The 12,675-nt window shown below is 62.7% G+C and carries 15 protein-coding genes; 7 read left to right on the top strand and 8 right to left on the bottom strand.

The features are described 5' to 3' along the window. The first annotated feature begins 28 nt into the window (after nt 1–28). From AC1DYM_RS18030 to AC1DYM_RS18040, 3 genes are all read left to right on the top strand, one after another. Nucleotides 29–1,684 (top strand): NAD(P)/FAD-dependent oxidoreductase, encoded by a 1,656-nt coding sequence (locus tag AC1DYM_RS18030; RefSeq protein ID WP_477340672.1) that lies wholly within the window; start codon nt 29–31, stop codon nt 1,682–1,684. Nucleotides 1,685–1,825: 141 nt separating this feature from the next. Beyond that, nucleotides 1,826–2,374: a cysteine hydrolase family protein gene (locus AC1DYM_RS18035; protein ID WP_477340674.1), complete on the top strand. Its 549-nt coding sequence runs from the start codon at nt 1,826–1,828 to the stop codon at nt 2,372–2,374. Between the two features lie 88 nt (nt 2,375–2,462). Continuing rightward, nucleotides 2,463–2,963: a DinB family protein gene (locus AC1DYM_RS18040; protein WP_477340676.1), complete on the top strand. Its 501-nt coding sequence runs from the start codon at nt 2,463–2,465 to the stop codon at nt 2,961–2,963. Nucleotides 2,964–2,991: 28 nt separating this feature from the next. Here the strand turns inward: AC1DYM_RS18040 and AC1DYM_RS18045 are convergent, their stop codons facing one another. Together AC1DYM_RS18045 and AC1DYM_RS18050 are read right to left on the bottom strand one after the other, a co-directional pair. Beyond that, a complete protein-coding gene (locus AC1DYM_RS18045; RefSeq protein ID WP_477340678.1) occupies nt 2,992–3,945 on the bottom strand; it encodes a PDR/VanB family oxidoreductase in 954 nt (317 codons plus the stop codon). Between the two features lie 9 nt (nt 3,946–3,954). Then, nucleotides 3,955–4,884, bottom strand: a complete 930-nt coding sequence (locus AC1DYM_RS18050; RefSeq protein WP_477340680.1) for a hypothetical protein — start codon at nt 4,882–4,884, stop codon at nt 3,955–3,957. 148 nt (nt 4,885–5,032) lie between these two features. On the opposite strand from AC1DYM_RS18050, the gene AC1DYM_RS18055 reads away from it, so the two are divergent. The 3 genes from AC1DYM_RS18055 (at nt 5,033) to AC1DYM_RS18065 (ending at nt 7,365) form a co-directional block, all read left to right on the top strand. Beyond that, nucleotides 5,033–5,932 (top strand): LysR family transcriptional regulator, encoded by a 900-nt coding sequence (locus AC1DYM_RS18055; protein ID WP_477340682.1) that lies wholly within the window; start codon nt 5,033–5,035, stop codon nt 5,930–5,932. 122 nt (nt 5,933–6,054) lie between these two features. Further along, nucleotides 6,055–6,426, top strand: a complete 372-nt coding sequence (locus AC1DYM_RS18060; protein WP_046967752.1) for a DsrE family protein — start codon at nt 6,055–6,057, stop codon at nt 6,424–6,426. A 36-nt stretch (nt 6,427–6,462) separates the two neighbouring features. Beyond that, nucleotides 6,463–7,365, top strand: coding sequence for an alpha/beta fold hydrolase (locus AC1DYM_RS18065; protein ID WP_477340684.1), 903 nt, complete (start codon nt 6,463–6,465; stop codon nt 7,363–7,365). On the opposite strand, the gene AC1DYM_RS18070 is transcribed toward AC1DYM_RS18065, so the two are convergent. Next, the gene (locus AC1DYM_RS18070; RefSeq protein WP_477340686.1) at nt 7,362–7,931 is read right to left on the bottom strand and encodes a VOC family protein; all 570 of its coding nucleotides are present in this window, start codon (nt 7,929–7,931) and stop codon (nt 7,362–7,364) included. The genes AC1DYM_RS18065 and AC1DYM_RS18070 overlap by 4 nt on opposite strands. Nucleotides 7,932–8,040: 109 nt before the next feature. Continuing rightward, nucleotides 8,041–9,024 carry an aldo/keto reductase gene (locus AC1DYM_RS18075; protein ID WP_477340742.1) on the bottom strand — a complete coding sequence of 328 codons (984 nt, stop codon included), beginning with the start codon at nt 9,022–9,024 and terminating at the stop codon, nt 8,041–8,043. A 108-nt stretch (nt 9,025–9,132) separates the two neighbouring features. Here AC1DYM_RS18075 and AC1DYM_RS18080 point away from each other — a divergent pair, with 108 nt between their 5' ends. After that, entirely contained in the window at nt 9,133–10,065 is a 933-nt protein-coding gene (locus AC1DYM_RS18080) for an AraC family transcriptional regulator (RefSeq protein WP_477340688.1), read from the top strand. A gap of 111 nt (nt 10,066–10,176) precedes the next feature. Here AC1DYM_RS18080 and AC1DYM_RS18085 read toward each other — a convergent pair whose 3' ends face one another. The 4 genes from AC1DYM_RS18085 to AC1DYM_RS18100 form a co-directional block, all read right to left on the bottom strand. Next, a complete protein-coding gene (locus tag AC1DYM_RS18085) occupies nt 10,177–10,725 on the bottom strand; it encodes a DUF4142 domain-containing protein (RefSeq protein ID WP_477340690.1) in 549 nt (182 codons plus the stop codon). Between the two features lie 108 nt (nt 10,726–10,833). Further along, nucleotides 10,834–10,962 (bottom strand): hypothetical protein, encoded by a 129-nt coding sequence (locus AC1DYM_RS18090; RefSeq protein ID WP_477340692.1) that lies wholly within the window; start codon nt 10,960–10,962, stop codon nt 10,834–10,836. 100 nt (nt 10,963–11,062) lie between these two features. Then, a complete protein-coding gene (locus AC1DYM_RS18095; RefSeq protein WP_477340694.1) occupies nt 11,063–11,683 on the bottom strand; it encodes an NADPH-dependent F420 reductase in 621 nt (206 codons plus the stop codon). Then, nucleotides 11,680–12,627 carry an SDR family oxidoreductase gene (locus AC1DYM_RS18100; protein WP_477340696.1) on the bottom strand — a complete coding sequence of 316 codons (948 nt, stop codon included), beginning with the start codon at nt 12,625–12,627 and terminating at the stop codon, nt 11,680–11,682. The genes AC1DYM_RS18095 and AC1DYM_RS18100 overlap by 4 nt, the downstream gene beginning before the upstream one ends. Between the last annotated feature and the right edge of the window lie 48 nt (nt 12,628–12,675).

Below are 12,675 nucleotides of genomic sequence, written 5' to 3' on the forward strand. Positions count from 1 at the left end.
CCGGCCACGCTGCCTGACCCCCGCCCGCATGATCCGACTGACTGACATCAAGCTCCCGCTCGATCACGCCGAAGGCGCCATCGAGGCGGCCATTCGCGCCAAGCTGGGGCTGGGCAAGAGCGGTTTGCTCGGTTTCACGGTGTTCCGCCGTGGCCACGACGCGCGCAAGCGCGGCAACATCCTGCTGATATACACGCTGGACGTGGACGTGGCGGACGAAGCCGCGCTGCTCAAGCGATACGCGGACGACAAGCATGTGCAGTCGTCCCCCGACACCAGCTACAAGTTCGTGGCCCAGGCGCCGGCCGATCTGGCGCAGCGCCCCATCGTGATCGGCCTTGGGCCCTGTGGCCTGTTCGCTGGCCTGCTGCTGGCACAGATGGGCTACCGTCCGATCATCCTTGACCGCGGCAAGGCCGTGCGCGAACGCACCGTCGATACCTGGGGTCTGTGGCGCAAGCGCAAGCTCGAACCCGAGTCGAACGTGCAGTTCGGCGAGGGCGGGGCAGGGACGTTCTCCGATGGCAAGCTCTACAGCCAGATTTCCGATCCGCTCCATCACGGCCGCAAGGTGCTCACCGAGTTCGTGAAGGCCGGTGCGCCCGAGGAAATCATGTATGTCAGCAAACCGCACATCGGCACCTTCCGCCTGGTCACGATGGTGGAATCCATGCGCGAGACGATCGAAGCGCTGGGTGGGGAAATTCGCTTCACGCAACGTGTCGACGATGTACTGGTCGATACGGCGGAAGACGGCTCACGCCAGCTTCGCGGCGTCACCTTGTCCAGCGGCGAACAGCTGCTGAGCGATCATGTCGTCCTCGCCGTCGGCCATAGCGCCCGCGACACGTTCTTCATGCTGCACGACCGCGGTGTGTACATGGAAGCCAAGCCGTTCTCGATCGGCTTCCGCGTCGAGCATCCGCAATCGATCATCGACCAGGCGCGTTTTGGCCCGCAGGCCGGTCATGCGCTGCTCGGTGCCGCCGATTACAAGCTGGTGCATCACTGCAAGAATGGTCGCTCGGTCTACAGCTTCTGCATGTGTCCGGGTGGCACCGTGGTCGCGGCAGCGTCCGAGCCCGAGCGCGTGGTCACGAATGGCATGAGCCAGTACTCGCGCAACGAGCGCAATGCGAATGCGGCCATCGTGGTGGGTATCGAACCGGAGGATTTCGCCGCGTTCGACGACAGCGGTAGCCCGCTGGCGGGCATCGCCTTGCAGCGCGACCTCGAGTCGCGTGCTTATGAACTCGGCGGTCGCGACTACAGCGCGCCGGCGCAGCTGGTGGGTGATTTCGTCAAGGGCACACCCTCCACCGACTTCGGCAGCGTGCAGCCGTCGTACAAGCCCGGCGTGCGTCTGACTGATCTTGCGTCGGTCCTCCCCGGGTACGCCATCGACGCCATCCGCGAAGCGCTCCCGGCGTTCGATCGCCAGATCAGGGGCTTCGGCATGCACGACGCGATCCTCACCGGCGTGGAGACGCGCACCTCATCACCGGTGCGCATCCGTCGTAACGAGGCGTACCAGAGCCTCAATACGCGTGGACTGTTCCCTGCCGGTGAGGGCGCCGGATACGCGGGTGGCATCCTGTCTGCGGCGGTCGATGGTATCCGTGTCGCGGAGGCCGTCGCGCGGAGCATCAACGGCATCGGCCTGGTCACGGGTACCACGCCATAACAGCGCCGCCGAGCCCCCGGCCCGGTCGATTATTTCGCCATGCACAACGGTCAATTCGGCCGTGCAGCGCTTTTGTCTCGTCAGGCTTACCGCAAGCTCTTGGAGTGTTCGATACATTCCCACTGAAGCCAGGTTGCCCCAATGAGCAAGAAAGTCATCATCGTCGTCGATATCCAGAACGACTATTTCCCCGGCGGTAAATTCGAGTTGAAGGGCGTAGAGGCCGCCGCCGATCACGCGGCGCGCGTTATCGGCCATGCCCGAAAGAACGGTGATCTCGTCGTCCACGTCCGCCATGATTCCCTGAGCGACGATGCTCCCTTTTTTGTCCAGGGCACACACGGTGTGCAGCTTCACGATAGCGTCCGAAACCTTCCCGACGAGGCGCTGATCGTCAAGCACTTCATGAATCCCTTTCGCGAGACACGCCTCAAGGCTCACCTCGATGAGAACGGCGTGACCGATGTCGTCGTCGTTGGAAACATGAGCCATATGTGCATCGACGCCGTGACACGTTCGTCGAACGATTTCGGTTACGCCACCACGGTGATTCACGATGCCTGCGCCACGCGCGATCTGTCCTTCGAGGGTGTCGACGTGCCGGCGCACATGGTGCACGCGGCCTTCATGGCGGCACTCCGGTTCGGCTACGCCAAGGTTATTTCTACCGACGATTACGTTTCGGTATAAAACAGTCGATTCGTGCTGAAGCCTGGAGTAAAACAGTCATCCGTGCCGCACGGCCCGGATGACTGCTGCTCAACCAGGTGACGATTCCATGTCCAGTTCAGTTCTGCGCTCACTCTTCGCCCAGAAAATATTTGCGAACGATGCCTTGTTGACCAAGCTCGATGGGTGGGCGGAAGCCCATCCCAACGAGCACCTGGCGTGCCTGCGCCTGTTGAACCATGCTTTGCTGGTCGACCAGGTATTCAAGGCGCACCTGACCAATGCTTCGCCTACGGTGGCTACCGTCAGTGCCCCGGAGCAGCCGACACTGGAAGCACTCCGAGCCGAGGTGGCTGCCATGGACCGGTGGTACGAAGACTATGTGGCGAACCTGCCAGCAGCGAGTCTCGACGAGGTCGTGGCATTCACGTTCACCGATGGCGACCGCGGAAGCATGACGCGTGACGAGATACTTCATCACGTCGTGCTTCATAGCACCTATCACCGCGGGAACGTGGGACAGATCCTCCGATCGCTGGGCATGGCGCCCAGCCGCGATACGTTGACCAGCTTCCTCCACATGAGAGAGCCCGAACGACGGACTGTCTGAGAGGCAACGACGTCGGGATGGCCGAGCCCTAGAGCTCGAGAACCAGCCGGTTCGACGACGCCCACGAGACGCAGGTGCACATGCCTGCCGTGCGCGACGCCGGGGTGAGGCAAACGTCGCGATGCAGGGGTTCTCCCTCCAGCACCGGCGTGTAGCAGCTGCCGCATTCGCCTCGCTTGCACTCGTAGGAAACGAACGCGTCGGCAGCGATCAGGGCGTCCAGAATGGACGTTCCCGGGGCCACCTCGACGGTGGTACCCGATAGGGCCAGCTCGACCGTCAGCGGTGCATCGGTAGGCTGGACACGCGGCCCGAAGCTTTCGACGTGAATGGCGTCTGTAGGCCATCCCAGCGACTCGCCGGTCAGGGCCAGCGCCTGGAGCAGACCGGAGGGACCGCAGGCATAGACCTGATCCCCATCCCTGTAGCGCCCAAGGACATCGTCCAGACGCACACGACCGGTGACGGCCGATAGGTGGGTGACCAACGAGTCGCCCGCTATCGCCCGAAGCTCATCGAGCAGCGCGAGCCGATCGACCCTGTGTGCCAGGTAGTGAAAGACGAACGGAATCCCACGGTCGGCCAGCGCATGCGCCATCGACACCAGGGGCGTGACGCCGATGCCGCCGGCGACCAGCACGACGCGCGGGGAGGGCTGGCTATCCGGCATCGTCAGGGGGAAGCTGTCGTAAGGGCCCGATACCTCCACCACGCTTCCCGGGCCCATCGCCTCGTGCAGATAGCGCGAGCCGCCTTTGCCCGCTGCGTCGAGCTGCACGGCAATGCGCCATGCGTTTGACGATTCCGGCACGCCGACGAGTGAGTAGTGGTTCTCGAACGCGCGCCCGTCATCGGTTACGAAGCGAACCATGATGTGAGACCCAGGCGTCCAGGCGGGCAATAACCTGCCGTCCTTGTGGCGGAGCTGGAATTCCTTCACGCGCGTTCCGTGCTGAACGACACCGGCAACGACATAGTCCATAACGCTTTCTCAGGAGGCCACGGGCGGATTGAACGGGGAGGCGTCGAGGTATTCCCACTCGGCGCGGGGAATCGCGTCGCGGAGGATCCACTTGGCGACGTGGAACACCCAGAAGCGACCCGTGCCGCCTGTGACCTGATCAGGATCGGCCTGGTCCCACTCCACGGTGGCAGTGCCGGTCAGTTGCAGGGACTGCCCGTTGGCGAAGTCAGGGATGTAGAGGCCCGCGCGCGAGTCGACCTGGAGATTGCCGAGCGTGTTGAACAGGCTGTTGCCGTGATAATCGGGGATGCGCAGCGTCTGCTCGTCGACGATCTGGATGAAACCGGCGCCGCCGCCCCGGTGTGAGGCATCGGCCCCGGTTTCCACGTGGTGAGTGGCGACAAACAGCGTGTCCGCCTGCCGGATGAGTTGAGTCACATTGCCGCGTAGCACGGTGCCGTAAGCGGCCTGGGATGGCTCGCCCGACGCACCCAGGGCACGCAGATGCCGACGCTGGATGTACTTGGGGCAGTTCGGGTAGGCCTCGCGAATGGCCACCTCGATGCCGTTGCCATCGATCCGGCTCACCGTGCCATTGACGCGATAGCGCCGGCGCGAGCCGAGCTCGATGAACAGCATCCCCAGGTCCCGCCGTGAGGCGATGTTGGTCCACAACGGATCGACCGGATCACGAGAACCCTCCGGAACATCGATCTGGATGGCCCTGCCGTCGGTGGTGTGGATGAATCCCGGTTGGCCGAAGAGGGCGCTTGCCCAGACGTCGCCGGACGCGTCGACGCTGCCCAGCGCCACCATGAACTGCTTGGCGATGAACGGGCGAGCGCCACCGATCACGGTGTCGCTGACGAGGGTGGCGTTGCGATCGGCAATCGCGGACTCGCCCGCCCGCTGCTGGATGGCGCGCTCGCCTTCGTGGAAGGGTGTCTTGGTGGTCATGGCCTCACCCCTGGATGGGATGACGTCATTCTTCGCTCTCGGCCCCGGTCTGGGAACGCGACGGCGCGCACTTCACCATTTCGCCAGGCGCAGGAGTGGTGCAACAATCGCCGCTATCAGGGCCGCTCAGCCCGACCGGAGGCGGCTTGTGGACCAGATTCACCTGATGAAAGTATTCGTGGCGGTCGGCGAAGAGGAAAGCTTCGCCGCGGCCTCGCGCCGCATCGATCTTTCACCTGCCGCGGTCTCGCGAGCCATTGCGACCCTGGAGCATGACCTCGGCGTACACCTCCTGGCGCGCACGACCCGCAACGTCAAGCTGACCGAAGCCGGGCGGCGATATCTCGACGATACGCGCCACATCCTGGCAAGCATCGCCGAAGCCAACGAGGCGGCCGCCGGCGTCAATGCCGCGCCGAAGGGCAATCTGTCGGTGACCGCGTCCGTGCTGTTCGGGCGCGAGTTCATCACGCCGTGCATCGTCCGCTTTCTCCAGGCGTATCCCGAGGTGGATGTTTCCGCGTACTTCCTGGATCGCCTGGTGAACCTCACCGACGAAGGTATCGATGTCGCGGTGCGCATCGGTCCGCTCCCGGATTCCAGCATGAAAGCGCTCCGGGTAGGGCAGGTGCGGCGCATCCTCTGCGCCTCGCCGGATTACCTCGCCCGGCACGGCACGCCGGATCACCCGGCCGATCTGCTTCGACACACGATCATCGCCGCCAGTGGCATTTCCCCGCGCGTGGACTGGAAGTTCGGCGCGGCAGCCGACCCCACCATGGTGCGCATCAAGCCTCGTCTTACCGTGACGTCCAACGATGCGGCGATCACTGCCGCCACCGCGGGCCTGGGAATCGCCCGCTTGCTGTCCTATCAGGTAGGCGCCGAGCTGGCCTCGGGCGATCTCCAGATCATCCTCGCCGATTACGAGGAAGCGCCGTGGCCGGTGCACATCCTGCACAGGGAGAGCAAGTTCGGTTCCTCCAAGGTGCGCCACTTCATCGACATGCTGGCCGAGCACCTGCGCACCCATCCGCACCTCGTGTAGATACGGCTCTTTCGCGTCCCGCTCTTTCTCGCCGCGCAATGATCAATTGAGCGTGGCGTCGTTCCCCCTGTGCCCGGTGGTGCCTAGCATGGCCTCACTCCACACAACCCAGGGATAGCGACATGAAAGCAGCCATCATCATTCTTTCCGATCCGAAGGCCGGCGAAGACGCGCTCGGCCGCATGTTCAATGGCCTGGCGGCCGCCTATGACTTCAAGCAAAGCGGTGCCGACGTCGGCATTTACTTCCAGGGGACCGGCACCCGTTGGCCGGGCGTGCTTTCCGACAAGACGCATCCCATCCACGCGCTGTACAAAGCCGTGGAGGACCGGATCGTTGGAGTTTCTTGCGGCTGCGCCGATGTGTTCGGGGCCCGCGAAGAGGTCGAGAAGGCGGGTTTCGATCTGATCACCGACAACAGCGTCCCTGGTACGTCCGGTCTGCCGAGCATCGCGAAGATCGCTGCCGACGGTTACCAGATCTTTTCGTTCTGATCGCCCTCTGTCTTTCCCATCTGGAGAGCCACGCAAATGAACTCGACAAACGAAAGCAAATCACAGGTCACCCCCGTGGTCGTACACCACCGGTACGCGACGATCGACGGCATGAAAATCTTCTACCGCGAAGCGGGTCCCGCCGACGGCCCAGTCGTCTTACTGTTGCACGGGTTTCCGACGTCGTCCCACATGTTCCGGAACCTGATTCCCCAGCTCGCCGATCGTTATCACGTCATCGCGCCCGACTATCCGGGCTACGGCCAGAGCGACATGCCGGACCCCAAGCAGTACGCGTATACCTTCGCGGGCTTAGGCGACATCGTCGAAAAACTCCTGGCCCAGCTGAAGGTCACGTCGTTCGCGATGTATGTCATGGATTACGGCGCGCCCGTCGGTTGGCAGCTCTTCCTCAAGGGGCCGGAGCGCATCACTGGCTTGATCATCCAGAACGGTAATGCGTACGAGGAAGGCCTCAAGACCTTCTGGGATCCCATCAAGGTGTATTGGGCCGACGGTCGTAAAGAAAGCCGGGATGCCTTGCTCGGGCTGGTCTCACTGGAGACCACGATTTTCCAGTACACGGATGGTGTCGACGACAAGACACGCATCTCGCCGGATAACTGGGTGCACGATCAGGCCTTGCTCGACCGACCCGGGAATGCCGACGTCCAGATGGACGTGATGTACGACTACCGCAGCAACGTGCCGTTGTACCCGCAGGTGCAAGCATTGTTCCGCAAGCACCAGCCGCCGACGATCATTATCTGGGGCGAGCGCGACTTCATTTTTCCGGCAGACGGTGCGCATCCGTACAAGCGTGATCTCACCGATCTCGAGTTCCACCTGCTGCCGACGGGGCACTTCGCACTCGAAGACAAGGCGGACGAGATGGTGCCGTTGATTCGCTCTTTCCTGGACAGGAAGGTCGCGAACTAACCCGGATCCATCGGACGTCGCGTGGCCTCCGCCAGCGTCTCGGTGAAATGATGATCTGACAGGGCAACTGGCCCTGTCAGTCTTTCGGTGACTTCCTGCACGACCCACTGGTTGCCATCCGGGTCACTGAGGGAAAAGTACGAGGCGTAACTCTTCCGGTCGGGATTGGGGCCGGATGACTGGTTCTCCTTTCCCGCGTGGTGAAAGACGCCGTTGGCGTCATGGAAGATGTCACTCACATCGATGCCACGACGGAGCATTTCGTCTCGGGCTTGCACGATGTCGCTAACGACGAGATGCAGACCCTGCACCGAGCCGGGTTGCGCCGTGGTCATGCGTTCACCGAACATTACCGAGCATCCCGAGCCCGGCGGCGTGTACTGGACGACTCGGAAGCCGCGTTCATCGGTGTAGTCGATGTCGAAACGCCAGCCGAGCCGGGCATAGAAATGCTTCGCGCGATCGACATCGGTCACGGGGACCACCGCGATCTCGAAGCTTATGGGGAACGGAAACGGCCCGAAGGTTTCCGCGCCGCGTTCGCTCGTTCTCTGCGTCGTACCCATGGGCGTCTCCCGTGCTTTCGCTCAGGGTGAGGTCTCGCGGGATGACGTGTCTTGGTGGGCCTTTCCGTTAYCTCGCTATTTCTGAACCAGATCGCCGCATATCCAACCCTCAGCGGTCGATGGTCGCAAGGATCCAGTCCGCGTATCGATTGCCCGATACGCTTCCGGGCACCAGTGCATCATCGATACGTTGCGTGTCGGCTTCGTCGAGCCGGACAGCTGCCGCGGCGACGTTTTCTTCCAGGTAGCTCCGGCGCTTGGTGCCCGGAATCGGAACGATGTCATCGCCTTTGCCTAGCAACCACGCTAGCGCGACTTGCGCCGGTGTGATGCCTCGTTCGGCAGCGATGTCGAAAACGACGCGTGCGGCCTGCAGGTTGGCATCGTAGTTCGTACCCTGGTAACGCGGATCGATACGACGGGTGTCGCCTTCCGGGTAGGCCTCGGCGCGCTTCACGCCACCGGCGAGAAAGCCTCGCCCCAGCGGGCAGAAAGGCACCAGCCCGATGCCGAGTTCACACAGGGCAGGGATGATCTCGGGTTCGAGATTGCGTTCCCATAGAGAGTACTCACTCTGCAAGGCCGAGACCGGATGTACGGCATGCGCGCGGCGGAGATTGGCGACACCCACCTCCGAGAGGCCGAAGAAACGCACTTTCCCACGCTCGACCAAGCGACTGACGGCACCTGCGACGTCTTCTATGGGAACGGAACGGTCGAGCCGATGTTGGTAGAGCAGGTCGATGTGGTCGGTCTGCAGCCTTTGTAGGCATCCATCCACCACCCGGACGATGTTTTCGGGGCGGCTGTCCATACCGACGATGGTGTCGCCATCGAACCGTGAGCCGAACTTGGTGGCGATGACGACCTGATCGCGACGGTCCTTGAAGGCCTTGCCGAGCAGGCTCTCGTTGGTGAACGGACCGTAGTTCTCCGCCGTGTCGAAAAAATTGCACCCGAGCTCAATCGCCCGGTGCAGCGTCGCAATGGACTCGGCTTCATCGGCAGGCCCGTACGACTGGCTCATGCCCATGCAACCCAACCCGATCGCGCCGACTTCGAGGCCCTGGGACCCCAGCTTTCTCTTCTTCAGCATCACGTAAACGCCCAGCCTGTTGTTTGCGGTTGGTGGGCAGTCTAGGCAGGTGCCCTTGTACGGTGAATGCTTGTGAGTGCGAAATACTTGCGTGATAGTACAGGCATGATCGCTGATCCCGCCTCCGATATTCTCGAGTTCACAAAAGCCCAGACGCTGGTCACCGGGGGTTTCAGGGCGAGCGGGGCATGGGCATTGCAGTTCCCGGTGCCTAAATCGATCAAGTTCTTCGCGGTGGTGAAAGGGCGTTGTTGGGCGATCGTCGATGGGCTTCCCGAGCCGGTCGAATTCGGTCCGGGCGACGTGGGCCTGCTTGCCGCGCCGCGTGCCTTCGTTCTCGCCAGCAACCTCATCTGCACGCCGCAGGATGCCATGGAGGTCTTCAGTGGCGCAGGCAAGACGGAGGTGACGCTCGGCGATGGCAGCGACTTCGAGTACATCGGCGGCCACGTGCTTCTCGATCCCGTGAGCGGCCGCTTCCTCGCCGACGTGCTGCCACCCTGGGTCCACGTCCCAGCCGATCAGCCTGATGCCGCTGTGTTTCGCTGGCTACTCGGGCAACTACGCGCAGAACACGGTTCGTCGGCGTTCGGGGCGAAGCTCGCCTCTGCTCAGCTGGCTCAGCTCCTTTTCATCCATGTCCTCAGGACACATCTCGGCAATGCAGATGCACTACCGACCGGCTGGCTCCGTGCCTTGAGCGACCCAAGGCTGGCTGCCGCCCTGCGAATGATGCACGGCGAGCCGGGAAAGGCTTGGGGTCTGGATGAGCTCGCGCGGGCCTCATCGATGTCTCGCACCGCCTTTGCGGCTCGCTTCAAGTTATTAGCCGGTACCACACCGCTGGCGTACCTGACAGCGTGGCGCATGCGTCTCGCCGTGCGTGCGCTTCGTGAAGAAGGGACGTCCGTCGGTTTGATCGGTCAGATGCTGGGATACTCGTCGGAGAGCGCATTCAGTAACGCGTTCAAACGGGAAAAGGGGGTCTCACCGCAGGGGTATCGACGCCGTCCCGTTAGTCGCGAAGATGCTAGCTGAAAAAGAGCGTGTCTTTAGCGGACCTACTCGGATCTAGCCGCAGGCAAAAGAAGGTGGGCGAATCCGCCCACCTGATGGTCCTCGACGTTGCGCCGTGGTCCTGGTCGTACCTTACTTTGCCGAAGGCAGTGCCTTCGCCATTTCGAGGTGATGCTTGAGGGTCGGCAGCGTTTTCGTCGCAAAGGCCTTCAGATCCGCGTCCTTGCCGCTCGTCGATTCCTGGCTGAAAAGCTTGATGACCTTCTCATGGTCGGCAACCATTTTCGTCTTGAACGCAGCATCGAATGCCGCGCCGTTTTTCTTTTCGATCGCGGACGCCGCTTTCACGTCCGCCGGCATGGGTGCCGTGGCCGTCGGTATCGACTTGCCGCTTGCGATCGATTTCAGCTCGTCGCCAGCCTTGGTGTGGTCGTCGACCATGGTCTGTCCGAATGTCTTCACTGCATCGGATTGACCCTTCTCGGCGCCGATCTTCCCAAGACTTACCTCGGCAAGACCAGCGGCGCTGGCCATTTTGACGAAGTTGGTGTCCGCCGCACTGGCCGCCGACGATGCCGACATGGGGCGGTCGGACGCTGCTGTCTGAGCGAACGAGACGCCAGCGACCGGAAGAAGAGCGGCAGTGGCGAAAGCCAAAGTAAACAAACGGCGTTGGGTCATGGCAAATCTCCGGTGGGAAGGGCGCTAGGTTTCTCACGAGCCGAATGAAGCAGCCGTGCAAGAAACGGTTTGGAATGCGCCTTACCCTTGACGCGCGTCGCGCTGAAGTCAGCCTTGGTCTTCGTTGTCGTGTTCTTGCTGCGGCGACTCCTTCTTCTTCGGTTGCTTTTCCACATGGTCAGCGGCCGTGTCGGGCACGGTGCTCTTGGATTTATCTGCTTGTTCCGACGCACTCATGGGGATTCTCCGTTTGGGCCCTTCACCATCTGCCAAGGGGCGTCACAAGGGGTGAAAAGTCCCGTGAAGAGGCCGTCAGACGAAGACCATCGTCATTCGGTCAGCGAAGATCGACGCTAATCGCAATGTCGAAGGTACCGGCGCCGTGCTTTGCCACGCCGATGAGCATCAGGCCGACCGCTTCGAGTGTCGCGGCCATATGCAGGCCGCCGACATCGAGTGGACGTAGCCCGAGACTTTCGATAAAGGTTGAGACGCGCGTCTTCACCTCCGGATCGTCAGCAGCGAAGAACGCATCGAGACGTCCGCGCTGAGCAAGCACAGGACCGAAGAGACTGTTGAAGGCCTTTACGACATGCGCACCGGTGGACGCGGCCTTGGCGATCTCCTGCGCACCGGAACTGCCGCTTGGTGTCACGAGACTCGCTGCGTCGGACGAGATCGGATTGGTGATGTCGATGATCACCTTGCCGTCTAGCGCGTCTCCGTAGTCGGCCAGTACCGCTGCCGCGCTGCTGTACGGCACCGCGAGGATGACGATGTCGCCCGTCGGCGCTGCGCCGTACGTTCCCGTAGACGCTCCCGCGTCGAGTTGCGTGGCGAGTGCCTGCGCCTTGGAGCGATCGCGGCTGATCACCTCGACGGTGTGGCCGGCTTTGACCGCACGGCCGCCGATCGCTGCGGCCATACCGCCAGAGCCAATGATGCTGATCGTGCTCATGTGTTCTCTCCTGGGAAATAGTGGCCATTGGCCAGGTCTGCGAGCAGGTCGGGCTGGGTGGGCTCCCAGCCTAAGGTCTCGCGGGTGATGAGGTTGGACGCAGGCAGGTTCAACGTGACCAGATTCGCGAGGAACCCGAAGTATCCCGGCAGCATCAGCACGTCGTTGGGAATACTCACGGCTGGCAGGCCGAGGCGATGGCCGATGGCCTCCGCGACGTCGCGGAACCGGATGCCTTCGCCCTCGATCCCGTGCCAGTACTTGCCGGCCGGTCCCTTCTCAAGTGCCAGGCGGAACAGGACGGCGAGATCGTGCGTGTGCACGGCAGGCCACAGGTTCGCGCCGTCTCCGGGGAAGCCGATGACACCCTTTGCCTTCGCAAGCCCGATGAGCAGCGGTAGAAAGCCCGCAGCATCGGTCGCGCTGTGCGCGATGGGAGGAATACGCACGATGGAAGATCGGACGCCTCGCTCAGCGAGGCCGATCACCGCGAGTTCCACAACGTTGCGGACGCGCAGGCTGCCCTTGTACTTGTCCCCGCCAGGAAGAGCCGGATCGTTCTCGGTGGCTGGCCGGCCCAGGTCTTCCCATCCTGGCGAACCGATGCTGCCTGCCGCGACCAGCGGTTTACCGGTCCCCGCCAGTGCTTCGCCGTACGCGAGCATGACTTGCAGCTCGGCAGCGGCAACTGCGTCGATGCCACCGGAGGGAAGCAGGTCTTGACGGTGAGCGAGGTGGATGACGCCATCGGAATCCGCAGCCGCCGCCTTCAGTCCGTCGAGATCGGAGATATCTCCGCGCCGCGGCGTGGCGCCCAGGGCGGATGCCGCAGCTGCGGAATCATCCGACCGAACCAGGGCCGTCACCTCATGGCCCGCGGCGATGAGCTCGGGGATAACGTACGAACCGATATGGCCGGTCCCGCCAGTGACTAGAACATGCATGTCGTGAGCCTTTTGGGTGATGTGATGCGAGTGAGGGACGTTTGCTTT

The sequence above is a fragment of the Luteibacter sp. P1_D3 genome, assembly GCF_056406135.1.

Excerpts from the sequence above, each read along its gene's own strand:
- AC1DYM_RS18085 (WP_477340690.1), bottom strand. The coding sequence starts at position 10,725 with ATGACCCAACGCCGTTTGTTTACTTTGGCTTTCGCCACTGCCGCTCTT.
- AC1DYM_RS18100 (WP_477340696.1), bottom strand. The coding sequence starts at position 12,627 with ATGCATGTTCTAGTCACTGGCGGGACCGGCCATATCGGTTCGTACGTT.
- AC1DYM_RS18050 (WP_477340680.1), bottom strand. The coding sequence starts at position 4,884 with ATGACCACCAAGACACCCTTCCACGAAGGCGAGCGCGCCATCCAGCAG.
- AC1DYM_RS18030 (WP_477340672.1), top strand. The coding sequence starts at position 29 with ATGATCCGACTGACTGACATCAAGCTCCCGCTCGATCACGCCGAAGGC.
- AC1DYM_RS18095 (WP_477340694.1), bottom strand. The coding sequence starts at position 11,683 with ATGAGCACGATCAGCATCATTGGCTCTGGCGGTATGGCCGCAGCGATC.
- AC1DYM_RS18070 (WP_477340686.1), bottom strand. The coding sequence starts at position 7,931 with ATGGGTACGACGCAGAGAACGAGCGAACGCGGCGCGGAAACCTTCGGG.
- AC1DYM_RS18065 (WP_477340684.1), top strand. The coding sequence starts at position 6,463 with ATGAACTCGACAAACGAAAGCAAATCACAGGTCACCCCCGTGGTCGTA.
- AC1DYM_RS18080 (WP_477340688.1), top strand. The coding sequence starts at position 9,133 with ATGATCGCTGATCCCGCCTCCGATATTCTCGAGTTCACAAAAGCCCAG.
- AC1DYM_RS18035 (WP_477340674.1), top strand. The coding sequence starts at position 1,826 with ATGAGCAAGAAAGTCATCATCGTCGTCGATATCCAGAACGACTATTTC.
- AC1DYM_RS18090 (WP_477340692.1), bottom strand. The coding sequence starts at position 10,962 with ATGAGTGCGTCGGAACAAGCAGATAAATCCAAGAGCACCGTGCCCGAC.
- AC1DYM_RS18045 (WP_477340678.1), bottom strand. The coding sequence starts at position 3,945 with ATGGACTATGTCGTTGCCGGTGTCGTTCAGCACGGAACGCGCGTGAAG.
- AC1DYM_RS18060 (WP_046967752.1), top strand. The coding sequence starts at position 6,055 with ATGAAAGCAGCCATCATCATTCTTTCCGATCCGAAGGCCGGCGAAGAC.
- AC1DYM_RS18040 (WP_477340676.1), top strand. The coding sequence starts at position 2,463 with ATGTCCAGTTCAGTTCTGCGCTCACTCTTCGCCCAGAAAATATTTGCG.